This window comes from Flavobacterium swingsii (genome assembly GCF_900111965.1).
Classification (GTDB): Bacteria; Bacteroidota; Bacteroidia; order Flavobacteriales; family Flavobacteriaceae; genus Flavobacterium; species Flavobacterium swingsii.
In genome coordinates this window covers 197,688-224,077 of sequence record NZ_FOJT01000001.1, presented here as the reverse complement: position 1 = coordinate 224,077, position 26,390 = coordinate 197,688, and the positions used below count along the sequence as shown (strand labels likewise).

At 32.2% G+C, this 26,390-nt stretch carries 23 protein-coding genes; 5 read left to right on the top strand and 18 right to left on the bottom strand.

Going from position 1 to position 26,390, the window contains the following annotated elements:
• Nucleotides 1–48 precede the first annotated feature (48 nt).
• The 7 genes from BM053_RS01080 to BM053_RS01050 all read right to left on the bottom strand — a co-directional run bounded on the left by BM053_RS01080 (nucleotide 49) and on the right by BM053_RS01050 (nucleotide 7,124).
• A complete protein-coding gene (locus tag BM053_RS01080) occupies nucleotides 49–1,605 on the bottom strand; it encodes a T9SS type A sorting domain-containing protein (RefSeq protein WP_091473041.1) in 1,557 nt (518 codons plus the stop codon).
• A gap of 228 nt (nucleotides 1,606–1,833) precedes the next feature.
• Nucleotides 1,834–3,003 carry a hypothetical protein gene (locus tag BM053_RS01075; RefSeq protein ID WP_091473040.1) on the bottom strand — a complete coding sequence of 390 codons (1,170 nt, stop codon included), beginning with the start codon at nucleotides 3,001–3,003 and terminating at the stop codon, nucleotides 1,834–1,836.
• Between the two features lie 63 nt (nucleotides 3,004–3,066).
• A complete protein-coding gene (locus BM053_RS01070; RefSeq protein WP_091473037.1) occupies nucleotides 3,067–3,879 on the bottom strand; it encodes an AraC family transcriptional regulator in 813 nt (270 codons plus the stop codon).
• A 171-nt stretch (nucleotides 3,880–4,050) separates the two neighbouring features.
• Nucleotides 4,051–4,596, bottom strand: a complete 546-nt coding sequence (locus BM053_RS01065; RefSeq protein ID WP_091473035.1) for a hypothetical protein — start codon at nucleotides 4,594–4,596, stop codon at nucleotides 4,051–4,053.
• A 168-nt stretch (nucleotides 4,597–4,764) separates the two neighbouring features.
• Nucleotides 4,765–5,604, bottom strand: coding sequence for a tetratricopeptide repeat protein (locus BM053_RS01060; RefSeq protein WP_143076449.1), 840 nt, complete (start codon nucleotides 5,602–5,604; stop codon nucleotides 4,765–4,767).
• A gap of 123 nt (nucleotides 5,605–5,727) precedes the next feature.
• On the bottom strand, nucleotides 5,728–6,315 hold the full coding sequence (locus tag BM053_RS01055) for an LURP-one-related family protein (RefSeq protein WP_091473031.1): 588 nt from the start codon (nucleotides 6,313–6,315) through the stop codon (nucleotides 5,728–5,730).
• Nucleotides 6,312–7,124 carry a DUF6929 family protein gene (locus tag BM053_RS01050; RefSeq protein WP_091473029.1) on the bottom strand — a complete coding sequence of 271 codons (813 nt, stop codon included), beginning with the start codon at nucleotides 7,122–7,124 and terminating at the stop codon, nucleotides 6,312–6,314. Before BM053_RS01050 ends, BM053_RS01055 begins: the two co-directional genes overlap by 4 nt.
• 380 nt (nucleotides 7,125–7,504) lie before the next feature.
• On the opposite strand from BM053_RS01050, the gene BM053_RS01040 reads away from it, so the two are divergent.
• Nucleotides 7,505–8,383, top strand: a complete 879-nt coding sequence (locus BM053_RS01040; protein WP_091473026.1) for a PPK2 family polyphosphate kinase — start codon at nucleotides 7,505–7,507, stop codon at nucleotides 8,381–8,383.
• A 77-nt stretch (nucleotides 8,384–8,460) separates the two neighbouring features.
• Here the strand turns inward: BM053_RS01040 and BM053_RS01035 are convergent, their stop codons facing one another.
• Entirely contained in the window at nucleotides 8,461–9,012 is a 552-nt protein-coding gene (locus BM053_RS01035; protein ID WP_091473024.1) for a hypothetical protein, read from the bottom strand.
• Nucleotides 9,013–9,207: 195 nt separating this feature from the next.
• Here BM053_RS01035 and BM053_RS01030 point away from each other — a divergent pair, with 195 nt between their 5' ends.
• Nucleotides 9,208–10,596: an MATE family efflux transporter gene (locus BM053_RS01030; RefSeq protein WP_091473021.1), complete on the top strand. Its 1,389-nt coding sequence runs from the start codon at nucleotides 9,208–9,210 to the stop codon at nucleotides 10,594–10,596.
• 25 nt (nucleotides 10,597–10,621) lie between these two features.
• On the top strand, nucleotides 10,622–10,852 hold the full coding sequence (locus BM053_RS01025) for a hypothetical protein (RefSeq protein ID WP_091473020.1): 231 nt from the start codon (nucleotides 10,622–10,624) through the stop codon (nucleotides 10,850–10,852).
• Between the two features lie 2 nt (nucleotides 10,853–10,854).
• Here the strand turns inward: BM053_RS01025 and meaB are convergent, their stop codons facing one another.
• Nucleotides 10,855–11,946, bottom strand: coding sequence for a methylmalonyl Co-A mutase-associated GTPase MeaB (gene meaB, locus BM053_RS01020; protein ID WP_091473017.1), 1,092 nt, complete (start codon nucleotides 11,944–11,946; stop codon nucleotides 10,855–10,857).
• A gap of 110 nt (nucleotides 11,947–12,056) precedes the next feature.
• Here meaB and BM053_RS01015 point away from each other — a divergent pair, with 110 nt between their 5' ends.
• Complete coding sequence (locus BM053_RS01015) at nucleotides 12,057–13,265, top strand: MFS transporter (protein ID WP_091473014.1); 1,209 nt, start codon at nucleotides 12,057–12,059, stop codon at nucleotides 13,263–13,265.
• A 225-nt stretch (nucleotides 13,266–13,490) separates the two neighbouring features.
• Entirely contained in the window at nucleotides 13,491–14,894 is a 1,404-nt protein-coding gene (locus tag BM053_RS01010) for an FAD-binding oxidoreductase (protein WP_091473011.1), read from the top strand.
• Here BM053_RS01010 and BM053_RS01005 read toward each other — a convergent pair whose 3' ends face one another.
• From BM053_RS01005 to BM053_RS00960, 9 genes are all read right to left on the bottom strand, one after another.
• On the bottom strand, nucleotides 14,895–15,284 hold the full coding sequence (locus BM053_RS01005; protein WP_091473008.1) for a hypothetical protein: 390 nt from the start codon (nucleotides 15,282–15,284) through the stop codon (nucleotides 14,895–14,897).
• A gap of 320 nt (nucleotides 15,285–15,604) precedes the next feature.
• Nucleotides 15,605–17,749: a TonB-dependent receptor gene (locus BM053_RS00995; RefSeq protein ID WP_091473005.1), complete on the bottom strand. Its 2,145-nt coding sequence runs from the start codon at nucleotides 17,747–17,749 to the stop codon at nucleotides 15,605–15,607.
• A gap of 94 nt (nucleotides 17,750–17,843) precedes the next feature.
• Nucleotides 17,844–18,152, bottom strand: a complete 309-nt coding sequence (locus tag BM053_RS00990; RefSeq protein ID WP_091473002.1) for a hypothetical protein — start codon at nucleotides 18,150–18,152, stop codon at nucleotides 17,844–17,846.
• Between the two features lie 173 nt (nucleotides 18,153–18,325).
• A complete protein-coding gene (gene secA, locus BM053_RS00985) occupies nucleotides 18,326–21,676 on the bottom strand; it encodes a preprotein translocase subunit SecA (protein ID WP_091472998.1) in 3,351 nt (1,116 codons plus the stop codon).
• A 76-nt stretch (nucleotides 21,677–21,752) separates the two neighbouring features.
• A complete protein-coding gene (locus BM053_RS00980; RefSeq protein ID WP_011962743.1) occupies nucleotides 21,753–21,974 on the bottom strand; it encodes a DUF2795 domain-containing protein in 222 nt (73 codons plus the stop codon).
• A gap of 230 nt (nucleotides 21,975–22,204) precedes the next feature.
• Complete coding sequence (locus BM053_RS00975; protein ID WP_091472996.1) at nucleotides 22,205–22,774, bottom strand: cob(I)yrinic acid a,c-diamide adenosyltransferase; 570 nt, start codon at nucleotides 22,772–22,774, stop codon at nucleotides 22,205–22,207.
• 78 nt (nucleotides 22,775–22,852) lie between these two features.
• Nucleotides 22,853–23,542, bottom strand: coding sequence for an ABC transporter ATP-binding protein (locus BM053_RS00970; RefSeq protein ID WP_091472992.1), 690 nt, complete (start codon nucleotides 23,540–23,542; stop codon nucleotides 22,853–22,855).
• An 84-nt stretch (nucleotides 23,543–23,626) separates the two neighbouring features.
• Complete coding sequence (locus BM053_RS00965; protein WP_091472989.1) at nucleotides 23,627–24,406, bottom strand: O-methyltransferase; 780 nt, start codon at nucleotides 24,404–24,406, stop codon at nucleotides 23,627–23,629.
• Between the two features lie 108 nt (nucleotides 24,407–24,514).
• Entirely contained in the window at nucleotides 24,515–26,377 is a 1,863-nt protein-coding gene (locus tag BM053_RS00960; RefSeq protein WP_091472986.1) for an ABC-F family ATP-binding cassette domain-containing protein, read from the bottom strand.
• Nucleotides 26,378–26,390: the final 13 nt, after the last annotated feature.

The window sequence follows — 26,390 nt, the reverse complement described above, 5'->3', positions numbered from 1 at the left end:
AATCAAACCTAAAACCCAAATCTTGGGAAACCGCTGTTAGCAGAAGATTTAATTTTTAATCAGTTTTTTAGTTGTTTTTTTTCCATTTTCAGTTTCAACTTGAATTATATAATTTCCGTTGGTTAGACTTTCAATATTAATTTGTTCATTAAATTTTGATTTTCCAATTTTTATAATTCTACCTATTAAATCAATAATCTTGTAATCAAAATTTGCAGTTGAATTTTCTTTATTTTGAATTTTTATATAATTGTTTGTAGGATTAGGGTAAATAGAAAATTTTGATGCATCATGTTCAGAAATTGATAAATTTTCAGGAGATAATTTTACAATCCAAACATCTCCATATCCTTGATTATTAATCAAATCACCATCATTTGACCAAGAAACTCCTGCAACAACATAACCTCCATCAATGGTTTGAATTATACTAAATGCTCTGTCATCAGCTGAACCCCCTAATGTTTTTTGCCAAACAATATCACCAGAATTATTTAGTTTAATAATCCACATATCATTATTCCCATGATTTCCAGATACATCACCATCATTTGAACTCGAATATCCTGCAACAATATACCCACCATCCGTAGTTTGTTTGGTTGAGTAAGCCGAATCTATATTTGTTCCTCCTAATGATTTTTGCCAAATAATATCACCTGTTGCATTCAATTTGACAATCCAACAATCGTAGTTACCATGATTGCCGGTAACATCACTATTATTTGAAGAACTATATCCAGTGACAATAAACCCATTATCTGTGGTTTGTTGAATGTTATGAGAAAAATCTTCACTAGTACCACCTAATGATTTCTGCCAAATAATATCTCCAGTTGCATTCGTTTTTACAACCCAAAAATCTCTACTCCCACCACCATGGTTCCCTGTGACATTTCCATCTAATGAACTAGATACACCTGTAATAATATAGCCTCCATCTGAAGTAATTTGAATATCATAAGCCGCATCATGACTTGTACCACCTAAACATTTTTTCCAAATAATTTCACCTGATGAGTTTAATTTTAATATCCAATAATCAGATAAAGCATTATGATTTCCAGATACATCACCGTTATTTGAACTTGTACCACCTACAACAATAAAACCACCATCCAAAGTTTGTTTTATACTTCTTGCATAATCATGATCTGAACCACCATAGTTTTTTTGCCAAATAATATCGCCAACAGAATTTAATCTAACAATCCAATAATCTAGGTTACCATTATTTCCTGTAACATCACCATTATTTGAATCAGTACTCCCTGCTAAAATGTATCCACCATCAGAAGTCTGCTGAATGTTATATGCCCAATCATGTTGTGAACCCCCTAAAGTTCTTTGCCAAACAATATTCCCAATCGAACTTAATTTTGCTATCCAAATATCGTAACCTCCAGGATGTCCTGTAATTACACTTCCATTAGTTGAATTTGTGTAACCTAAAACTATATATCCATTATCAGTTGTTTGCTGAATATTGAATGCTTCTTCATGAATATTTCCTCCAAATGATTTTTGCCACTCTATATTAGGCACTTGTGAGAATGCGTTTAAACAAAGTAAACAGGCAACATATATTAACAAATTAGATTTCATAATATTATTATTTAAAACGTAAATCAATACTCACATTAGAATTAGATTGAGCGGGTCTTTTTTTTCTCCGAACACTGGTTGAAATTTTCTGCTAACGTTCCCGCGCTACACGCAGTTTGGGACTAAATTAAGTTCATTCTTCGGATTTGCCAAATCTTCCAAATACAAAACCAACTTCAAATTAAGCCTAAAACCCAAATCTTGCCAAAGGGCTGTTGTACGACATTTTTATTTTTCATTATTAATTAATTCCCAAACTTTTTGATTAAAATTTACTTTATTAATACCTGTTAGCTTCTCAAGTGATTGAAAGTAATTGTCGTTTTCTTTATTGTATTTTCCACAGCTTACAAATTCTAAAACACTTTCAAATCCTTTTTCCTTTTCTATTTTTTGCACAATTAATGCGTTTATTACATATTCAGCCATTAAATGGGTTTCTTTTGTTTCTCCAAAATTATCAAATTTCCCATACACTTCTAACCAATTTTTTTTGCTATCATTAGCAACTTTTAACTTAAATGTTTTAAAAATATCCTTCCAACTTATACCCCAACTTCCACCATAAAGATAGGCACAACCTTCATCGACTGGTTTGTTTATTATTTTTGATGAAACAACATTTTTAAGTCTTTCATGCCATAAATCATGTAAGTCAAAGTTGTTGAAATTAGTATCATTATCACCTTTTACAATTAACAATCTGTTTCCTGATTTAGAAGAAAAAGTACTAGATACTCTGCTATTATAATCCAATTTATATTCAACACCTATCATTTTCAAAAGTTCAGGAAAATCTGCTCCAAAATAAATATCAGTTTGTTGATTTGTAGCGTTTAGTTTTTTGTCAAATGAAGCTACTGCTTTTTCGTATTTGACTGCTGTTTTTTCATTTATTGATTTTTTATAATGAAAAGTGCAGTTACCAATTTTTTTTATTTCCCAACTAGATGAATTACGTGTTAATGTTGATGAAAACTTGAATTGGTCATTTTCTTTATGAGCAATTAGTTCAAAACTTCCTCTTAATGTTGGAGTATTTTCACTAATTCCAATATAAGAAAACTGTAAAAAATATTCTGTATTACTTAATTTAACAACATTGGTTAAATAGGGTTTAAAGAAGAAATCATCTTTATACTTTCCGCTTTTTTCGATTCCATTCATTTCATCAAGTAAAATATAGGTTTCTACATTTTCTTTGTTCCAAACAAAATTGTTTTCTTCATTTGGTTTTTCTTTTGCAATCAATAAATTATTAAATGAGGATACCAATTTTTTAGTTTCAAGACTGTCTTTTGGTAGTGCAATAATTTTAGAAATAATTAAAGAATTGTTTTGTGCAATTGATAAAAATGGACAAAGAAATACGAATAGAAATGTTAAGCAATTTTTCATTTTTATGTTTAAATTAATTCTTGAATAATTTTCAAGTGAGCAAATATATCGCAGATTATTTGATTATGCTTGTATTATATTGCAGCTATATCGATATTCTGTTGGTGAAGTATTGGTGTAATATTTAAAGAATTTACAAAATTGGGCATGGTCATAAAAACCTACTTCTAAAGCAATTTCTCCTATTGGAATATCTTTCATTAGTAGTGTTTTAGAACAATTTATTCTATGAAGTAAAATATAGGAAGCAGGTGTAAGTCCTGTTTTCTTTTTAAAATATCTTATGAATTGATATTTACTAATTTTACTTTCTTGTGACATTTTAGCAATATCAATTTTATCGAAAAAATTTAATCTTGCTTTCTGGATACTATCATCAATTGCATTTTTATTATCATAATTAATATCAATATTGTCGATTGAATATTTATTATTGATTAGAATTTGGATTAACTTTTCTAATTTATGTTCAAGTAAAATTCCATTATCTGTTTCATTAAAAAAACTTAAGATAGATGAATTAACTAAAGAATCTGTTATTAAATCATTCGTAAAAATTATATTTTCATTATTTTTTCCTGTAATTTTTTTAGTAAAATAGTTTAATACATCTTTATTCAAGTAAATCATTCGAAATAAACAATCCTCATTATCTACGTTTTTATCAGAATGAATTTGATAAGGATTTATTATACTAACACTATTAGAATGAATTAATTGCGGAGTATTTTCTATTGTGCATTTTTTGATTCCATTATTAAGTAAACCTATACAATATGTGTCGTGAAAGTGATTTGGTAAATTAAATTCTTTAAACATTGATTCTTTAACTTCAAGCGAGTCAAATTGATTATATCTATTAATTTTTAAGTACATATGTTTAATTAATATTGAAATTCGTCCATATTTTGGTAAAATGTATACAACGTTCCGCCACTTGGCGAGGTTGCGAACTAAAGAAGCCGAAACTTTCGGTTAATCACTGACTTCAAGGATGCAAAACCAACTTTAAATTAAGCCAAATGCCCAAATCCGTTGTAGTAGCTGTTAGGCGTTCGCTTTTCTTTCCGATAAGAATGGTTGATGTTTTAGTTGTTCTTCGTATTGTTCTTTAGTTATGAATGGCCAATAATCAAAATCACCTACTTTTTGCATTTCAGCAAATTCATTTTCTCTTTCAATTTTTTTGTCTTTATAATGTTGACCCAAAGTAATTACGCTCAAAATGATATCTTTAAATGAGAATCTTATGAACGGACTTGTTGGGTCAATGTATGGCCATTCATATTCGCTATCAGAGTGTAAGAATAAAATGAACCTTGCTATATCTTTTAGTTGTTTCTCATTAAGTTTGTTATGACCTTTTAATTTATATTCTTTCAAATCACTATATAAACACCAACTTAATTCCAGCATAGGTCTAATTATAGCATCGTCAATTTTAGCTTCTTTCGCTCTATAATATTGTTCTGGAAGCCAGCCAAACGTTACATCGTCAGTAATATATTCTTCAAACTCATCATTAGTTATTAATCCAATTGATAAATGTCTCAAATGATATGCTAATTTTTTTCTTCTTTCTTTATCAATCATAATTCTCGATTTCGTTTGTCAAAGTGACGCCTAACGTTCTGGTACTACAGCGGGTTTGGGACTAAATTAAAATTTATTTTTCGGTTATCACTAAACTGCCAAATACAAAACCATTTTCCCATTAAGCCAAATGCCCAAATCCGTTGTAGTAGCTGTTATAAGCCGTTTTTATTTCCCTTTCCTCCAATCTTCCAATGTCATTACAGTTTTAGTTTTTGGATTGAAGTATTTTATTTCAAAAGTATTTTGGTCAACGTAATAATTAAATTCTTTATTCCCAGCTTTGACTTTAACCCAATAGTAACTTTTTCCAGTATCATATGGAGATTCTTTAAAAGAAGTTGATGACCAGTCATTTTGATTTTCTGGAATTCCCTCAATTAACTTCATAATCTTTCCTCTTTTTTCATTGTCGAGATTACAAACCTCGCAAATTTCAAAACTTGAATTTCCTGTTGGAAAAAAAATTTCATTGATTAAAGGTCTATTTTGTTCAAGTTCTTCAACTCTTCTTTCAGCCCATTTGTAATAAATAAAATGTTTTCTCGATTTATCATTTTCAAGATTATACTTATATGTTTTAAGAGCAGAAGTTTTGTCTCCGATGCTTTCATAATAATTTCCAAGCGCATAATAATTTCCATTACAACGCCCAATGCTATCGATAAATGATTTTGCAGTTTTGAAATCCTTTAGTTTAACATAATTTGCTGTATAAGCAATTGCGGCATCACCTTTCTTATAATCTTCAAAATCTAATTCACTAATTGATTTGTCATATTTTCCTATTTTATAGAATAACTCTGCTTTAAAATAGTGTAAACTACTTTCAATACTTGATTTTATCTGTGATTTATATTTATCTGTTTCTTTTTTATTAGCAACTAAGAGACTGTCTATTTTAGAGATTACTCCTTTTGGGTTATTTTCTGATTCTTTGTAAAGTTTAATTAATTGAACATCAAAATTTCTGAGTTCATTAGAAACTTTATCCATTTCTTCGTGCATTCTTTCGTGGTCATCTTTGCAAGAAATAAAAGTAAGGAGCGATAGGATTATATAAAAAACTCTCATATTGTTTGTCGTAAAATGGCTGGTAAGTATTGGCTTTGTCTATAATTATTTTTATTATTACTCTTTCAAAACCATATCAATCACCATAACAGCTGCAAAAATAAGTTGCCTTTCGACAGAATCTTGTGGTACGATTTCGTTTATAGAAAGCACATAATTATCGGCGCTGGTAAAAAACTCTTTTCCAATTCCTGCCCATTTTTTACTAACTGATGCTAATTCTTTGCCGTCTTTATTAAACTTGAAATCCCAACCTGTCCATTTTCCTTCTAGTGTGCAAACTGGTTTTTGTTGTTTGTCTACAATTTCAAATTTACCTCCAAAAGACCAGAATTTCTGGTTAAAATGCCCAATTAGTTGCCCTTTTTCGTCGAAAACTTCTATGTCTGAACGGAAAAATGCTACGCCACGTTTTATGTTTACGATTGGTTTTCCTTCGGTTGTGGTTACAAGTACGTTAAACGGTGTGTGTCTTTTGTATTTTGTAAATCGAAAAATTTTAGTAAAAGTTCCTAAATCAGGTTCGGTACTGGTCATTAAGTGTTTGTTCGACTCAGGATTGAAAATGTCATAACTGTTTGACGCTTTGAACATTCCTACTTTTTCCTTAATTAAGAAAAGTTTTTCGTTTAATAATGGATTCATTTTTTAGGTATAATTAGTTTATAAATTTTAGTTTCTAATGCTTCGGTGTCATTGTCCTCGCAAAGTAAGAATTCTAAATGAGATTCTGAATTTTTGAGTAAGGTTAATCCTTCAAATTTATGTGAATCGGAAATTTGAAGTGTAAAATCGATTTTGAAAGTTTCAATATCGATGCAACCAATGATACTCCCCAAAACTTCGCCGTCATCATAAGTAGAAAGTGTGTCTTCGGCAGCGGCTAGGAAATAAATTTTGTTATTCACTAAAATAGCATCTGTAAATGTGGTTTCTACATGTTTTATTTTTGGAAGCTTTATATTTTGAAAATTGATATTATCATTGATAATCACAATCCCATTTTTAGTATTTGCTCCATTTCCTCGTTGAAATAAATACAGTTTTTCATGGTGAAACAAAGCGCCTTCAATATTTAATTCCTCATCAGAAATTTGAATGGTTTTTTTTATGTTTTGATACATTTCAGACAAATCATTTTCTTCGACTTTCTGAGTTTTTATGTTGAAAATGAGTTTTCTATTTCTTTTTTCGGTAGAACCTGAACCAAAAATATGTAATTCGTTTCCATTTAAAGTAATGGCTTCAAAATCAGGTTTGTTTTTTTTGAGAATGTTTTCGGTTGAATTGTCTATTAATGCATGCTGCTTTAAACTAACTGACGGGATATTGTATTCGTATAAAAATCCAGAATTATCACTTACTATAAATACTGAATTGTCTTTGTAAACGATTCCTGACGCTGATCCAATTCCAGCGATTTTAAAAAAGACGGTAAGTAAAAATTTTTCCATAGTATTGAATGCATGTAAGTTATGTAAAAGGAATAAAAATCTCTAGAATATCTTTAATTTGGTTAGCTAGACTTGCTCTATTTGAGTTTTTTTTCATTTCCGTTTTCAATAATTCAGGTTCTTTTTTCTTAAATTGTTTTAATTTAAATCTAATAAAGAAAAATAAACACACACAAGAAATAATAAGATAGATTATTAGTGCTGTACTCTCTGTATTACTCATAAATTCAGTTTAATTTTGAAAACGTAATGCCATAGCCCAGATGGAAGTGAAAATCCTTTTCTTTTTTTTCTTTAAAAAAAGAAAAGATTGTAACGTACAGCTGGAAATAGCTCCTCATAATTAGTATATTTGAGATTGTAAATATAAAATATTTCCTATGAATTCGATAAATCCTGATGATTTTAAAGTAATTGATAAAATTACGTTGTCTAAAATTCCGACTGAACTAAAAGTTGATGCCGATGATGATGAGAAAGAAGAAGCTTTAGACAAGGTTCAAATTAAATTGAGCAAAAAGCAAGACGCGATGTATGCTCATAATAAATACAGTTTTTTGATTTGTTTGCAAGGAATGGATACGTCGGGAAAAGATAGTTTGATTCGGGAAGTTTTCAAAGAATTTAATCCTCGTGGCGTGGTTGTGCATAGTTTCAAAACTCCAAACTCGACCGAGTTAGAACATGATTATTTGTGGCGTCATTATTTAGCTTTGCCAGAAAAAGGGAAGTTTTCGGTTTTTAATAGAACGCATTACGAGAATGTTTTGGTTACTCGTGTGCATCCTGAATACATTATGTATGAGAATTTGCCAGGAATTGAAAAAGTAGAAGATATAAAATCGGATTTTTGGGAAAATCGCTTCGAGCAGATTAATAATTTCGAAAAACATATTGCTCAAAACGGAACGATTGTTTTGAAATTTTATTTTCATATGAGTAGGGAAGAGCAACGCAAACGATTATTGAATCGTTTAGAAAATGCAGAGGATAACTGGAAGTTTTCGGCGGGAGATATGAAAGAAAGAGAACGCTGGGACGATTATATGATGTATTATGAAGAGGCGATAAACAAAACATCGAACGAAAAGGCGCCTTGGTTTATTATTCCTGCCGATGATAAAGATATGGCGCGTTATATTGTAGCGAAAATTATTTGGGAAGAAATGCAAAAACTCACAGATATTAAAGAACCTGAATTAGATCCTAAAGTGAGAGCGAATTTTTCGGAATTTAAAAAACAGCTAGAAAAGGAGTGAGGCATGTGATTTGCAAAATATATAGACATAAAAAAATGCGCTGAATTACAGCGCATTTTTTTATGTCTTTTGAATTTTTACAATTCGAAACCGTATGCTAGACGAACCCCTAATTGACCAAAACCTTTAGCTAGAGAGCCATCATTATTAAGTCGTGCAAAGTCATTATAGTGTTCATATCGTAAGGAAATATCGATGCGTTTGGTCGCATAACCAATGCTTGGTGCTAGTAGCAAGGAAGTTTTGTTGTAATCATTTGTCACTGCAAAAGCAGCTCCAGCTTCACCCATTAAATAAAATTGGTCATTCCAAACGAAAGCTTTAAACCCTGCTTTAACAGGGATAAATCCTAAATCAGATCCGTCTGCTTTACTTACAAATAGATTTGTAAATCCTGTTGTCAAGGTAAGAGAGTATCTTTTTGTAAGGTCATATTGTAATCGGGCATCAGCACCTAAAGCTAATTTGTATGGATCTGCAAATGCATACCCTGCATTTACTCCCAATCCTAAACGAAATCCTTGATCATAGTTTTTTGTGTCTTGTACTTCTTGAGCATTTGAATTATTTGCAAATAACATTGAGATTGCAAAAACCAATAGAAACTTAATTTTTTGTGTAATTTTCATAATTTATTTTTTGTGTTGTTATTTATTAAACAACATTGCAAAAGTAGAGTAAGAGACTATTTTAGATTTTATAGAATTAATGTGTTTTGTTATATAATTACTAGTTTATTGTTTGCAAAAATTTCTTTATTATTGAAATTGTAACGATAGAATTCAATTGTTCTATTTATCTTTGTCAACCTAAAAAATATTAAATTGAATTTTTCTCAATACACAAAAGAATTTTCCGAAAACATAAAACTAGCATATCCTGTTATTTTAGGAATGTTAGGACATACCTTAATAGGAATTGTCGACAATATTATGGTTGGAAAATTGGGTTCGACCGAGTTGGCTGCTGTTTCGTTAGGGAATAGTTTTATATTCGTAGCGATGTCTTTAGGGATAGGTTTTTCGACAGCAATTACGCCCATTATAGCAGAAGCCGATGCCGAAAATGATGATAAAAAGATTCGTTCTGCTTTTCATCACGGCTTGTTATTGTGTACGATTCTAGGAGTTGCTTTATTTGTTTTGATTGTTTTGGCAAAACCACTCATGTACTTAATGCATCAACCAAAAGAAGTAGTCGATTTGGCTAATCCTTATATCGATTGGGTTGCTTTTTCGTTAATACCCGTAATTGTTTACCAAGGTTACAAGCAATTTGCCGACGGATTGTCTGAAACTAAATATTCTATGTATGCTATTTTTATGGCAAATGTGGTGCATATTTTCTTCAACTATGTTTTAATTTATGGTGTTTGGATTTTTCCTAAACTGGGAATTCTTGGTGCTGCTTTAGGAACTGTTATTTCTAGAATTATGATGGTTGTTTTTATGCATTATATCTTGAAATATAACAAACGCATGAAAATTTATTTCAAAGATTTTAGTTTCAAGCAAATAAAAAAATCGATGATTCGAAAAATTGTCAATCTAGGTTTTCCTTCGGCAATGCAAATGTTGTTTGAAGTTGCTTTATTTACAGCAGCAATTTGGCTTTCAGGAACTATTAGTAAAAACAGTCAAGCGGCAAATCAAATTGCACTAACATTAGCCACTATGACATTTATGTTTGCCATGGGATTAAGTGTTACAGCAATGATTAGAGTAGGTAATCAGAAAGGATTAAATGATTATAAAAATCTAGTTGTAGTAGCAAAATCTATCTTTTTGTTAGCTATAATTGTAGAGATTGTTTTTGCATTATTCTTTATTCTTTTTCATACTTATTTGCCACATTTGTTTCTTGATATGGAAAATTCTAATCAAATTTTAGACAATAAAGAAGTAATTTCTATTGCAGCACAATTACTATTAGTAGCGGCAGTTTTTCAAATATCTGACGGAATACAAGTCGTTGTTTTAGGGGCTTTGCGTGGTTTACAAGATGTAAAAATTCCGATGTATATTACTTTTGTAGCATATTGGATTGTAGGTTTTCCTATTTCTTTTTATTTAGGATTGTATACAAACTTAAAAGCAGCAGGAATCTGGATAGGGTTATTAGCAGGACTTACATCTGCGGCTCTGTTTTTATACATTAGATTTCATAATTTGACTAAAAAACTAATTAAAATTAATAACCGATTAACCAATTAATCGAATAAACAAATCAACAATAAACATGGAATTACCAAAATTTTTATTAGGCGACAATACCGATTTTCCAGATGATATTTTCATCATTCACCTAGATTATCCTCGATTTATTATCAATCTAAAAGATGATGAAGTTGAGTTTATGGAAGAAGCCGAAGATCTCGACGAAGCCGAACTAAATACCGAAATGGAAGGATTAATAGAACAAGCAAACGCTTTCTATGATCGAGAAATGGAACTTTACGAAAAAGAATAAGTTTATTTTTTAAAATACTTTTCTAACAAAATCTGAGCGGCTGCAAAAGGTGAAATTTCATCATTTGCAACTGCTTTTTTGTTTTCTTCTAATAATTTATAAATTTCTGGATGATTGAAGAAATTTGTTTTCAATTGCTCATTAATAGTTTCCAACATCCAATATTGGTTTTGTTCTTTGCGTTTTTCGAAGAAATAATTATTAGATTTTGTTAGTTCTGTAAAATCACAAATCGTTTTCCAAACATCAGGAATTCCATCATGAGTAATTGCACTACAAGTCGAAGTTGTTGGAGTCCAGCCTGATTTTTTTGCGGGAAACAAATGCAAAGCTCTATTGAATTCGGTTTTTGCTAAATTTGCTTTTCTAACATTATCTCCATCAGCTTTGTTAATGACAATAGCATCGGCCATTTCCATAATACCACGTTTGATGCCTTGTAGCTCATCGCCAGCTCCGGAAATTTTTAGTAATAAAAAGAAATCTACCATGCTATGCACCGCAGTTTCACTTTGGCCAACACCAACAGTTTCAATAATTATAGTGTCAAAACCAGCAGCTTCGCAAAGCGTAATTGTTTCTCTGGTTTTTCGAGCCACGCCACCTAAAGTTTCGCCCGATGCACTTGGTCTTATGTAAGCATTTTTGTCTTTTACCAATTCTTCCATTCGGGTTTTGTCGCCCAAAATACTTCCGTGAGAAATCGTGCTGGAAGGATCGACAGCCAAAACAGCCACTTTTTTACCCAAACCAGTTAAATATTTTCCAAATGCTTCTATAAATGTACTTTTTCCAACACCAGGAACACCTGTAATTCCTATTCTGACGGATTTATTGGCGTGTGGCAAACAAGCATTTATTACTTCGTTAGCTTTTTCTAAATGCGAAATATTTGTACTTTCTACGAGTGTAATGGCACGACTTAAAGCAGTTATATTTCCTGATAAAATCCCGTTTACCAATTCTTCAGACGATGGTTGAATTTTTCTAAATTGCTGAATTTGCTCAACAGAAACGGCACTGATAATTTCAGGTCTTTCTATTCCTTGGTTTTCTGTTAATGCCGATTTTTTATCTTGGTTTTTCAATTTCAAATCTACTTTGTGTAAAATTACTATAAAAATTAAATAAATGCTAAAATTTATAAATGGGACTCATTTCAAATCTATAAATGGTACTTTTGCACTATCAAAAATAAATTCTTGTGGCTACAGAAAGTTCAATCTTAGAAAATAAAAGTGATTTAGTTCAAAAAACTATTTTTTCAATCCTTTTCTCTATTAGTTTCGCACATTTACTCAACGATTTAATTCAAGCTATAATTCCATCAGTTTATCCAATTCTGAAACAGAATTACGGATTAACTTTTACTCAAATCGGGATAATTACCTTTGCTTTTCAAATCACAGCGTCTGTTTTTCAGCCATTTGTAGGTTATTATACAGACAAATATCCGAAACCATTTTCGCAAGTTTACGGCATGATTTTCTCCACATTGGGAATCATTTCTCTTTCTTATGCTAATAATTTACCTTGGATAATCGTTTCGGTAATGCTTATCGGTTTAGGTTCAGCGATTTTTCATCCAGAATCAGCACGAATTTCTAACATGGCATCGGGCGGAAGACGAGGCTTGGCACAATCTATTTTTCAAGTAGGAGGCAATCTCGGAACAGCAATTGCACCATTATTGGTCGCTGCAATCGTAGTGCCAAATTCACAAAAATACATACTTTGGTTTCTGATAGGTTCTACTTTAGGATTAATGATAATTTCTAAAATCGCTTTTTGGTATCGAGATAATTTAAAACTAAAATTAGATAAAAAAAGACTTTTTATCGAGCAACATGATTTGTCAGATAAAAAGGTAAATATGGCAATTGCAATATTGCTTTTTGTGATTTTTACTAAATTTTTCTACTCGGCAAGTCTATCAACTTATTACCAGTTTTTTGTCATCGAAAAATTTAATTTAAGCATACAACAAGCACAATATCACATGTTTATTTACCTGATAGCTTACGCTTTGGGAACAATACTTGGCGGGCCATTAGGAGATAAATTCGGTCGAAAATACATCATTTGGTTTTCCGTTTTTGGAGCCACACCATTCGCATTACTATTGCCTTATGCCAACCTTTTTTATACCGATGTTCTCATGATAATTATCGGAATTATCATATCATCAGCCTTTCCAGCTATTATCGTTTATGCACAGGAATTATTACCTAAAAAACTAGGAATGGTATCAGGACTTTTCTATGGTTTTGCCTTCGGAATGGGCGCTTTAGGCTCAGCATTACTCGGAATTCTTGCCGATCACACCTCGATTACTTTCGTGTATCAAATATGTTCCTACTTACCAATTTTTGGGGTAGTTTGTTATTTCTTACCAAATATGAAAAAGAAGTAATTTTTCTAGGAGCTATTCCAGCTATCCGTTCCAATCTTTTTTCGGCAAAAAACCTCAAAAAGGATTTCCTCTACAAACGAAGTTCACTGAACTCCAATGAAAATAAAAGTATAGTGAAGTAATCTGGGCTAGGCTTCGGTCTTAAATTTAAACTTTGAGAATCTTTGTGTCTTCTTTGTGAATCTCTGTGAAATATTTTACTTTTACTTATCAATTTACAACATAATGCAAATCACACCAGAAATACTTCAAAAATTAAACCAAATTATAGGAGAAACCTTTGTTTTTATCGACCAAGAAACCCGTAACCATTACGGACACGACGAAACCGAAGATTATGTTTTTCCACCAAACGTGGTTGTAAAACCTGCAAATGCTCATGAAGTTTCAGAAATTCTAAAACTAGCAAACCAATACAAAATCCCAACAACACCAATCGGAGCCAGAACAGGACTAAGCGGTGGTGCATTGTCAATTTATCAAGGAATTGGTCTATCAATGGAACGTTTTAACAAAATCCTAAATATCGATGAACAAAACTTACAAGTCATTGTCGAATCAGCCGTAATTACGCAAGTTTTACGTGAAGCCGTTGCCGAAAAAGGATTGTTTTATCCACCTGATCCAAGTAGCCAAGGAAGTTGTTGGATAGGAGGGAACGTTGCCGAAAATGCAGGCGGAGCAAGAGCTGTAAAATATGGAGTAACCAAAGATTATGTCCTAAATCTCGAAGTTGTTTTACCTAACGGCGAAATCATTTGGACAGGAGCAAATACTTTAAAAAATTCTACGGGTTATAACCTCACTCAGCTTATGGTAGGAAGCGAAGGAACTTTGGGAGTTATTACCAAAATTGTCATGAAGCTATTGCCAAAAGTGAACCACAATGTGTTAATGTTGGTTCCTTTTTACAAAGCCAATCAAGCTTGCGAAGCGGTTTCGGCCATTTTTAGAGCAGGAATTATACCAAGCGCTTTAGAATTTATGGAACGTGATGCGATTGATTGGACTTTAAAATTCAATCCAAATATTTCTGTCGAAGTAAAACCAGAAATTCAAGCGCATTTACTGATTGAAGTTGACGGAAATTATCCTGAAATTCTCATGCAAGAAGCTGAAAAAATCATGAATGTGGTCGAAAAATTCGAGATCGATGAAATCCTTTTTGCCGACACCGAAGATCAGAAAAATGCACTTTGGAAAATGCGTCGTTCAGTTGCCGAAGCCGTAAAATCAAATTCTATTTATAAAGAAGAAGACACTGTTGTCCCAAGATATGAATTGCCAAAATTACTTTCAGGAATTAAAGAAATTGGTGCAAAACACGGTTTTAAATCGGTTTGTTATGGCCATGCTGGTGACGGAAACTTGCACGTAAACATCATCAAAGGTGATATGACCGACGATAATTGGGAGACACAAGTTCCTGTAGGAATTCGTGAAATTTTCGAACTTACAGTTTCGCTCAAAGGGACTTTGTCAGGAGAGCACGGAATTGGTTTGGTGCAAAAAAACTATATGGATATTGCTTTTTCTAAAACCCATTTAGAACTTATGGAAAGGATAAAATTTGTTTTTGACCCCAATAATATTTTAAATCCAGGGAAAATTTTCCCAGATGAATTTTAATTATTGAGCCATAAATTCTAATAAAGTCGGATCTGCATTTTTGAAAGTTGGAGCTTGTTCCGTTATAGTTGCAACACGTTTTTTGTTTAGTTTCATGGTAATATCTGCTTCGGTGGTAAACAATAAAACAGATAAAAACGGATTGTTTATATATGGAGTTAGTATGAAAATTGCTTCGTCAATACTATGATTTTCAATAATTTCTTCTTGCTGAAATTTGAATTTTAAGCACAATAATAGTTTACCATCTTCAATAATTGTTCTAATGTAAATATTCATCAATTGCGTATTACCAATCGTTTTTGCAAATGTTAGTTTTGCAAAAGTTCCATCATTGATGCTTTCTTTAAATTTATTGAAAATCGTTGTGTAAGTTTGACTATTTGGCATTTTTGATAATTATTTTTTACAAAAGTAGTTTTTGTTTTTTAATTCTAATAAAAAATCCCCAATCACTTTTAGTAATTGAGGATTTAAGTATTTTTTAATCTCTTTTAGGATTATTTTTCTTTTCTCTTTTTTCTTCCTTCTTCTCCTTTGCTGTTTTTAGCGGTTCCTTTTTCTCTGTTTTCTTTGCGTCTTGACTTTTTGCCATGATAATATGTTTTTTAAGTTAGTTTTCTGAATTGAACTTTAGTAAAGATACAGAAATTTACCTTCTTTAATACATTTAAAACATCCTTAATATTCTGATTGAAAAACTTTCAAAATTACTTTTTTAAATCGAAATTATATTGGATCCCCATCATGAAAGTTCTTGGAGCAGAAGCTGTATAAGTGGCTTTGTCGCTTGCATTATTTCCTTTGGTAACGCTGTAAGCATATAATTTATCGGTTAGATTTAGAATGTTTGTGTAAAACTCGATGCCTTTATAAGCATAACCAATTCTTGCATTAAAAAAGTTGTAGCCAGAATCTTTAACCGTGTTTATTTGGTCTTGGTAATAACTGGAAACGTATTGCCATTCGATAGCTGTCCTGAAATTTGGTAACCATTTTGGGTAATAACTAACTTCTGAATTTCCTACCCATTTTGGTGCTTGTGGCATTTCGAAGCCATCTAATCTTTGAACAGGATCAGTTGTTTTATCGCTTACTTTGAAGTCAATAAATTTGTGTTTTGCTGTTGTTCCTCCAATTCTAAAATGCAATTCTTGGATTGGTCTATAATTCACCCCAAACTCAATTCCTTTGTGTTGCGTTTCTCCTGCCGATTGATAATCGGTCGAGTTATCAGGTTGACGAATGTTTAATAATTCGTTTTTTCCTTGTAGATAATAAACGGCATAATCAAAAGTTAATTTGTTTTGTAACAAGTTTAAAAAGCCGCCAACTTCGCAATTGTTGAATTTTGCAGGTTCTAAATTGTAATAAAATTCGGCTGAAACGGTTGTTGTTCCTGTATTTGGTTTTTTTCTAAAAATTGATGTTAATCCTGGAGGAGCAAAACCTTGCGCTACATTTCCATAAAAGCCAATGTTTTTATTCAAATTAAAATTTAACCCAATCTCGCTAGTCAGTTGACTGTATTTTTTTTCGCCCGATGCGACAATGCCTACATTGTTTGTATAACTTAAATCCATTTGATCAAAACGAGTTCCTAATGTAAATTTAAGTTTGTCGATAACATTAAAACTATATTGTAAATAACCAGCTGTATTTTTGATAATTGCATTATAATCGGCTAGTTTTACTCCGTTTTCTCCAAGATTCTCATAAGTATTTACAGATTGTCCGCCAAGATTTAAGTTGGCTTTTAAGTTGATTTGATTAGAATAATAATCATTAGGCGAACGGTCAAATAATCCTCCAATAATTAAATTTGAATTTAAAAAATCGAATTTTTGAGAGTGTTGCGCCAAAACACCATAACTTTTAAAATTGTTAGAGTTTATTTCTCCTTTGGCAGTTGTTTGTCCAGTTGTCCATCGGATTCCGTAAGACGGATTTTGCCCGAGTTTGTTATTTCTATGAAAAACGGTGACAAAACTTTCTGACTTGTCATTCCATTTGTGTTCTAAAGTTAATCGGGTTCTCATTGCATCAGAACTTCTATAAGTAAAATCGGTTGTGCTAGAATAATTTCTAGAATAGAAAGTTTCTTCGTTTATGCTTCCACTTGTTTGCGAATAGTATTTTCCTTGCATAAAAGTGGTTATTAATTTTGTCCTTGGTGTTATAGCATAATCCAATCTTAAATTAATATTGTTTTTGTCATAATCTGAAGCTGCCATCCAAGAATTTTTCTGATCAGAAGTTAAACCCGAAACATAAAAACCAACCTTGCCCACAGTTGCTCCGCCTGCAACTTGCATTCGTTTGTAACCAAATTGGTCAGCTTGAAGTCCAATTTTGAACGTAGGCTCTAATGTTGGATTTTGAGTTATAAAATTGATTGTTCCTCCAATGGCTTCTGGTCCGTAAATGGAGGAAACTGGTCCTTTTACTACTTCGATACTATTGAGTGAAAACTGATTTATTTCTAATAATGCATTGTGATTAAAAACACCTAAAGGTCTTATTGGCAGACCGTCTTCCAAGTATAAAAAATAACTAGAATACGAAATAGGTTGGCGAACTGCCATCGCATGTTGCTCGTTACCGAGGTTTACCATAAGTACGCCCGACGTTTTATTAATTATTTCATAAACTGCTGTTGGTTTGGTTTCTGAAATTGTTTTTGCGGTTAGTTTACTTACCGAAACTGGAATTTCAGAACGTTTTGTTACACCACGATTGGCAGTTACAATCACTTCGTCTAATTGTTGTTCGGTTTTAATAGTGTCTTTTGCTATTTTATTTTGTGCATAAGTAAATTGCCCAATAATAATTAGGGCGAAAAATATATTTTTCATTAAGATAATTATAAATATTAATATTTTTTTCGTTGATTGGAAACCAACAAAAAATGCATTTCAAGAATTTGAAATGAGCTATTAAAAATTATAATTAAACGAGTGGTGGGCGAAAAACAGTAAAATAAACCGAAGTTGGTTTGCTAGAAATAGGTGTAAACGGTTGTTGTTTGTCTTCTGAAAATGTAATAGAAGCAAATTCATATTTAGGTATGAATTGTGTGTAAATTAGCTCTAATTTTTCTTTAAAACTTGATTCTGCTTTTTTTTCTGAATCTAATTTTTTTAAACTTTTTTGAAGCTCGCAACGACCATTACAAGTATTATTTACCAATTGTCGTTGAATACAAATTGTTTTTGCAATCTCATCTTGGTTTATTTTGAAAGTAAAATAAACGACCATATTTCCAAAAGAAGGAAATAAAAGCGCAGCAGATAATAATATGGTAAATAAGTATTTCAGAAAAAAATATTTTATGCAAATTTAGCTTTCATAAGCTTTATATCAAAGATAAATTTCAAAAAAAATCCCCAACTGTTTTCACAATTGAGGATTAATAAATTTAGATTATTTAGTTATTCATTAACCAAAACCCATTCTCCAGAAGCTAATAAACTTTCAGCTTTTTTGAATTTCATTTCTTCTGTTTTTCCTGAAGAAACTTGTTGGATTATAACCGTATCGTTACGATTTATTTTTGGCATATCACGAACTATAGTTTCTGTAACTTGACGTTGTTGCGTTTGTCCAGCTTCATGATTGCGTTCTGCTTGTTCTTCTATATTAAGAATTTCATCTTTACTTTCAATATAATTTTCTTTCTGACGAACTTGCGTTGCTTCTTGAATATTATTTTGTTGTTGAGGCAAATCTCCTTTAAATAAGAATGAAATTACTTCTTTATTAATACCATCTAACATGTTTTTAAACAATTTGAAAGCTTCAAACTTATAAATAAGCAAAGGATCTTTTTGTTCGTGAACTGCTAGTTGAACAGATTGTTTCATCTCGTCCATTTTACGTAAATGCTTTTTCCAAGCATCGTCAACAATGGCTAGTGTGATATTTTTTTCAAAATCAGCAACCAATTGCTTCCCTTGACTGTCGTATGCTTTTTTCAAATTGGTAACTACATTCAACGATTTTACACCATCGGTAAACGGAACGATAATACGTTCGAAATTATTACCTGGGTTTTCGTACACATTTCTAATAATTGGAAATGCTTCGTGTGCATCGCGAATATTTTTTTCGGTATAATATTCAGAAGCTGCTTTGTATGCTTTTCCTGTTAATTCAATATCCGTAAGTTTAGCAAATTCCGCTTGTGTAACTGGAGATGTGATAGATAAATTTTTAATTAAATCGAATTCAAAATTTTTGAAATCACCTGTTAATTTATTTTTTTCTACAATTACTTCACAAGTGTCGTACATCATATTGGCGATGTCCAGTTTTAGACGCTCACCATGTAATGCGTGACGACGACGTTTGTACACAACTTCACGTTGCGAATTCATAACATCATCATATTCTAATAGACGTTTACGAGTTCCGAAATTATTTTCTTCTACTTTTTTCTGAGCACGTTCGATAGATTTGGTCATCATAGAATGCTGAATCACTTCACCTTCTTTCAGTCCCATTCTGTCCATGATTTTTGCAACTCTGTCAGAACCAAAAAGACGCATCAAGTTATCTTCTAGAGATACATAAAATTGTGAGCTTCCTGGATCACCTTGACGACCTGCACGACCACGTAACTGACGATCGACACGACGAGAATCGTGACGTTCTGTACCAATGATTGCTAAACCTCCGGCTGCTTTTACTTCAGGAGTTAATTTGATATCGGTACCACGACCTGCCATGTTTGTAGCAATAGTTACCACTCCAGGTTTTCCTGCTTCTTCAACAATTTGTGCTTCTTGCTTGTGCATTTTTGCATTCAAAACATTGTGTGGAATGTTTCTCATTTTAAGCATTCGGCTTAATAGTTCAGAAATTTCTACTGATGTTGTACCAATAAGAACTGGTCTTCCAGATTGAGAAAGTACTACAACATCTTCGATAACTGCATTAAATTTTTCACGAACCGAACGGTATATTAAGTCTTCCTTGTCTATACGTGACATTCCTCTATTTGTAGGAACCTCAACAACATCAAGTTTGTATATTTCCCAAAGTTCACCTGCTTCAGTCGTTGCTGTTCCAGTCATACCAGCTAATTTGCTGTACATTCTGAAATAATTTTGCAAAGTTACCGTGGCATATGTTTGGGTTGCATCTTCAATTTTTACATTTTCTTTAGCTTCAATTGCTTGGTGTAATCCGTCAGAATAACGACGACCGTCCATGATACGACCAGTTTGCTCATCGACAATCATTACTTTATTGTCCATCAATACATATTCTGTATCTTTTTCGAATAATGTGTAAGCTTTTAGAAGTTGTGTTAAGGTGTGAATACGCTCACTTTTGACACTAAAATCTTGAAATAATTTTTCTTTTTGCTCTCCTTGTTCTTCAGTCGAAAGATTTAATTTTTCGATGCGTGCAATTTCGGTTCCAATATCTGGTAATACGAAGAATGTTTCTTCAGTATCTTTAGACATGATTTCGATTCCGCTATCAGTCAATTCTACTTGATTGTTTTTTTCTTCAATAACAAAATATAATGCCTCATCTACTTTTGGCATTTCACGATTGTTATCGGACATGTATTGGTTTTCCGTTTTTTGTAAAAGGGCTTTGATACCTTCTTCACTCAAAAACTTAATTAATGCTTTATTTTTAGGCAATGCTCTGTGTGCTCTCAATAACTGAAAACCACCATCTTTAGTATTACCTTCTTTTATTAAACGTTTGGCTTCGGTAAGAAATCCGTTTGCTAATTGACGTTGAATGTTTACTAAGTTTTCGATTTTTGGTTTTAATTCTGTAAATTCATGACGATCGCCATCTACAACTTGACCAGAAATAATTAATGGCGTACGAGCATCATCAATTAACACAGAATCGACCTCATCGACAATAGCAAAATTGTGTTTTCTTTGAACCAAATCTTCTGGTGAATGTGCCATGTTATCACGAAGGTAATCGAAACCAAATTCGTTATTTGTTCCGTAAGTAATGTCGGCATCGTAGGCCTTGCGACGTGCGTCTGAGTTTGGTTGGTGTAAATCGATACAGTCTACCATCAATCCGTGAAACTCGAATAAAGGTGCTTTCCAAGCGCTATCACGTTTTGCTAAGTAGTCATTTACGGTTACTAAATGCACTCCGTTTCCAGTTAAAGCATTCAAATAAAGTGGAAGCGTAGCAACCAAAGTTTTTCCTTCACCTGTTTGCATTTCAGAAATTTTTCCTTGATGCAACACAACTCCACCTATAAGCTGAACGTCGTAGTGAATCATATCCCAAGTGATTTCTTTTCCTGCAGCACTCCAAGAATTTGCCCAAACGGCAGTGTCTCCAACAATATTGATGTATGATTTTGTTGCTGAAAGTTCTCTGTCTTTTGCAGTAGCAGTAACTGTAACTTGTGTGTTTTCTTTGAAACGTTTTGCTGTTTCCTTGATAACTGCAAATGCTTCAGGAAGAATTTCGTTTAGTGTTTTTTCAGAAATTTCGTAAGCTTCTTTTTCAAGAACGTCAATTTGTGCGTATACGTCTTCACGAGCATCGATATCCTGAATGGCTTCAACTTCAAGCTTTAGGCTTTCAATTTTAGTGTCTTTTTCAGAACGTGCTTTTTTGATTATTTCTTTAAAATAAGCGGTTTTAGCTCTTAATTCATCGTGAGATAAATTACTTAAACTGCTTTCTAAAGCTCTAATTTTAGCGATAATTGGCTGTATAGCTTTGACGTCTTTTTGAGATTTGTCGCCTACAAATACTTTTAAGATATTGTTTATGAAACTCATAATAATTCTGTTTATAATTTTATATAATTAACCAAAAAAAAGTCTCGTGTAGAGACTTTTTTAATAGCTTTTATTTCTAATATTCATCCTCGTTCCAAAGATAATCTTCGTCGGTTGGATAATCAGGCCAAATTTCTTCCATCGATTCGTACGTTTCGTCTTCATCTTCTATAGATTGTAGGTTTTCTACAACTTCTAGAGGAGCTCCAGTTCGTATTGCGTAGTCGATTAATTCGTCTTTGGTAGCAGGCCAAGGTGCATCACTTAAATAAGATGCTAATTCTAATGTCCAATACATTTTGTTGAATTTTAATTTTAATGCAAAAATAATTTTTCTACTGAAAAAATCAAGTTTTTTTTGATTTATTTTTAAATAAAGTTAAGAACGTGATTTTTAGCCCTGATAGAAGTGGAAATCCTTTTCTTTTTTTTCTTTAAAAAAAGAAAAGATTACTTCACTATACTTTTATTTTCATAGGAGTTCAGTGAACTTCGTTTGAAATGAATAGCAGGAAATAGCTTCAAAAACTATTTACGCGGAATCCATTGTACTTCGTCAGCGTTTAAGTCTGAAGTCAACTTTCGTGCCAAGACAAAAAGGTAGTCAGAAAGTCGGTTCAAATACTTAATTGCTATGTCAGCAACTGGTTCGTTATGGCTTAAATGCACGGCTAATCGTTCGGCACGACGACAAACGCAACGGGCAATATGACAATATGACACAGTTGTATGTCCGCCTGGTAGCACGAAATGTGTCATTTGCGGAAGAGAATCTTCCATAGTATCGATTTCGTTTTCTAATAATTCGATATCGCTTTCTATGATTCCGAGTTTTTGAAGACGTAATTCTCCGTTTTTCATCACTTCTTTTTCTGGTGGTGTGGCAAGAATTGCTCCGACGGTAAATAATCGGTCTTGAACTTCGATTAGAATGTCTTTGTAATGTTGGTTTATTTCTTGGTCGCGAATGAGTCCGATATAGGAATTTAATTCATCGACTGTTCCGTAACTTTCTATTCGAATATGGTCTTTTGGGACACGAGTTCCTCCAAAAAGTGCTGTGGTTCCTTTATCGCCAGTTTTTGTATATACTTTCATTGCAATTGATAATTGATAATTGATAATTGATAATTGATAATTGATAATTGATAATTGATAATTGATAATTATCAATTGTTAATTTTTAATAGTGTCGCTTTCAATTAATCCGTCTCGCAAACGAATTATTCTGTGTGCATGATGTGCGATTTCTTCTTCGTGAGTAACAAGGATTACTGTGTTTCCGTTGGCGTGAATTTCGCCAAAAAGTTTCATAATTTCTTCCGATGTTTTGCTGTCTAAATTTCCTGTTGGTTCGTCGGCAAGAATAATTGAAGGTTTGTTTACCAATGCTCTTGCAATCGCAACTCGTTGTCTTTGTCCGCCCGAAAGTTGGTTCGGTTGGTGGTCCATTCTATCACCTAAATTTACTTGTTCGAGCACTTCGGTGGCACGAATATTACGGTCAGATTTTGAAAATCCTGCATAAATCATTGGCAGCGCCACATTATCTAAAGCAGTTGTTCTTGGCAAAAGGTTGAAAGTTTGAAAAACAAATCCTATTTCTTTGTTGCGAATTTCTGCCAATTCATCATCAATCATCTGCGAAACATCTTTATTGTTCAGAATATAAGTTCCAGAAGTTGGCGTATCTAAACAACCCAAAAGATTCATTAATGTCGATTTTCCAGAACCTGAAGGTCCCATGAGCGCGACATATTCACCTTTGTTTATTTGTAAATCGATGCCTTTTAGAACATTGATAATTTCGCTACCGAGAACAAAATCTCGTTTGATATTGGTTATTTTGATTAATGGATTTGCCATTTTTTGAATTTAAAGTCTAAAGTTAAAAAGTTTAAAGTATAACTTGATGAATTAGACTAAAATTTTAGGATTATGTTACAATTTTTATGTTCGAATCACAAAATGTTCTTTTTGCTGTTCGGCTCTAAAAAATACAATTCCCCATTGAAAAGTATCAATCGTGACTTTTACTTTTTCGTGGTTTTTGATAATTCCCCAAGCTTCTTCCATATCGTGTGACCAATGTATATCATCGAAAATCCAAACAGAATCGTTAGTAATTGTTGGTAATAAAAGTTCGAAATAATTTAAAGTAGCTTTTTTAGAATGGTTTCCGTCAAAGTAAATTAATTGATAATCGATAGTTGATAATGGATGATTTTTGAAATAACTTTCAAATTCCGTTACAACCGATTCTACATTATTACAATTGATTTTTTGCAATTGATTTTTTGCAATTGAAGCAGTTTCAGGACAACCTTCTAAAGTAGTAATTTTAGCCTTTAAGTTTCCTAACGAAAGGGCAGAAGTGGCTAATCCTAATGAAGTTCCTATTTCTAAAATAGAATTTGGTTGAAAATAATTAACAATTCGAAACAATAATTCTGCTCGTTTTGAAGTAATTCCTGCCGTTTTTGCAATTTTAGAAATTTGTCGTGTATTGGATTTAAAAACTCTTGAACCAGCTCCAAAATCCGTAACTTCAATTGTATTTTTATTCTTTAAAAGTGAGTTTCGATACTCTTTTAGAAGTAAGTATTCTGGTTTTGAAGATTTGTCATAAAAACATTTGGTCACCAAATCGAATACAAATGGAGAATGCACTCCGTGTTCGTTTTTGGAGTTCCAAAGGAATCTTAAGTATGATTTTAAAATGTGAATCATAAAATTTAAACACAAATTTCACTAATTGACACGAATTAAAAAATTATACAAACTAAATTTAAGGTTAAAAAAAATTTGTGAAAATTTGTGAAATTCGTGTTTGACTTTTTACCCTTCAATTTTTGCAGATAATTCGAACCAACGTTCTTCTTTATCTTCCATTTTATTAATAATATTTTCTAACTCTTTGGCTTTGGCAGAAATATCAGCATCATCAACTTTTCCGTCAGAAAATAATTGCTCGATTGCGATTTTTTGAACTTCTAAATCCTTAATTTCTCTTTCAATTTTTTGATATTCTTTTTGCTCATTGAAACTCAAATTTCCTGTCGGATTGTTTTGTTTCCAATCTTTCTTTTCAGCTTTATTTTCTTCTTTCTGAGCAACATCGGCACTGTCTTCATAAGCACGGAAATCTGAATAATTTCCTGGGAAATTTTCAATTTCTCCTTCGCCACGAAAAACAAATAAATGATCTACAATTTTATCCATAAAATAGCGGTCGTGCGACACTACAAGCAAGCAACCAGGGTAATCAAGAAGGAAACTTTCAAGGACATTTAATGTAACAATGTCTAAATCATTTGTTGGCTCATCGAGAATCAAAAAGTTAGGATTCTGAATCAAAACGGTACACAAATACAAGCGTTTTAGCTCGCCACCACTCAGTTTTTCGACATAATCGTATTGTTTTTTGCTGTCAAAAAGAAAACGCTCTAACAGTTGTGAAGCCGAAATAATTTTTCCTTTTGTAAGCGGAATATATTCTCCATATTCTTTTATAATATCTATAACACGCTGTCCTGGCTTCGGATTGATACCACTTTGTGTGTAATAACCAATTTTGATAGTATCTCCAACCACAACTTTACCACTGTCTGCGGGAATTGTACTGGTTAGTAAATTTAAAAAAGTAGATTTTCCAGTTCCATTTTTTCCTATAATACCAATTCGGGCACCACGCTGAAAATCGAAAGAAAATTCGTCTAAAATAACTTTGTCATTAAACTTTTTAGAAACCTTGTGAAGCTCGATAATTTTGCTTCCCATGCGTTCCATATTAATTTCCAATTCGACTACGTTTTCTCTTCGGCGGCTTTCTGCTTTTTCTTTAATAACATAAAAATCGTCTTGTCGTGATTTCGACTTGGTCGTTCTTGCTTTTGGCTGACGACGCATCCAAGCCAATTCTTTTACAAATAAGTTTTGTGCCTTGTCAACACTGGCGTTTTCGGAAATAAGACGTTCTTCTTTTTTCTCCAAATAATAAGAGTAATTTCCTTTGTATTGGTATAGTTTTCCGTTGTCTAATTCGATAATTTCGTTACAAACACGTTCCAAAAAGAAACGGTCGTGCGTTACCATAAACAAGGTGATGTTTTCTTTAGCAAAATAAGATTCTAGCCATTCAATCATTTCTAAATCCAAGTGATTCGTAGGTTCGTCAAGAATTAATAAATCAGGACGATTAATCAGGATAATAGCCAATGAAAGACGTTTTTTTTGTCCACCCGAAAGATTTTTAACTTTCAATTTAAAGTCTTCTAACTTTAATTTGAATAAAATTTGCTTGTATTGAGTTTCAAAATCCCAAGCATTGTGTTGGTCCATTCCGTCGAAAGCTTTTTGGTAAACTTCTTCGTCTTCAGGATTTTCTAATGCATTTTCGTAGGCTTCAATTATTTTTAGCGTTTCGTTATCTGAAGCAAAAATACTTTCTTCAATAGTTAATTCGTCTTGTAAATTATGATTTTGAGACAAAAAAGCCATTCGAATATCTTTGCGAATCACGACTTGCCCAGTGTCAGGATCATCAATACCGTTTAAGATATTCATAATCGTGGTTTTTCCAGAACCATTTTTAGCAATGAAGGCAATTTTTTGGTCTTTGTTTATTCCAAAAGAAATTTTATCAAACAAAGTTCGTTCACCAAAAGATTTCGAAATATTTTCTACAGATAAGTAATTCACAAGAGTATTTTTT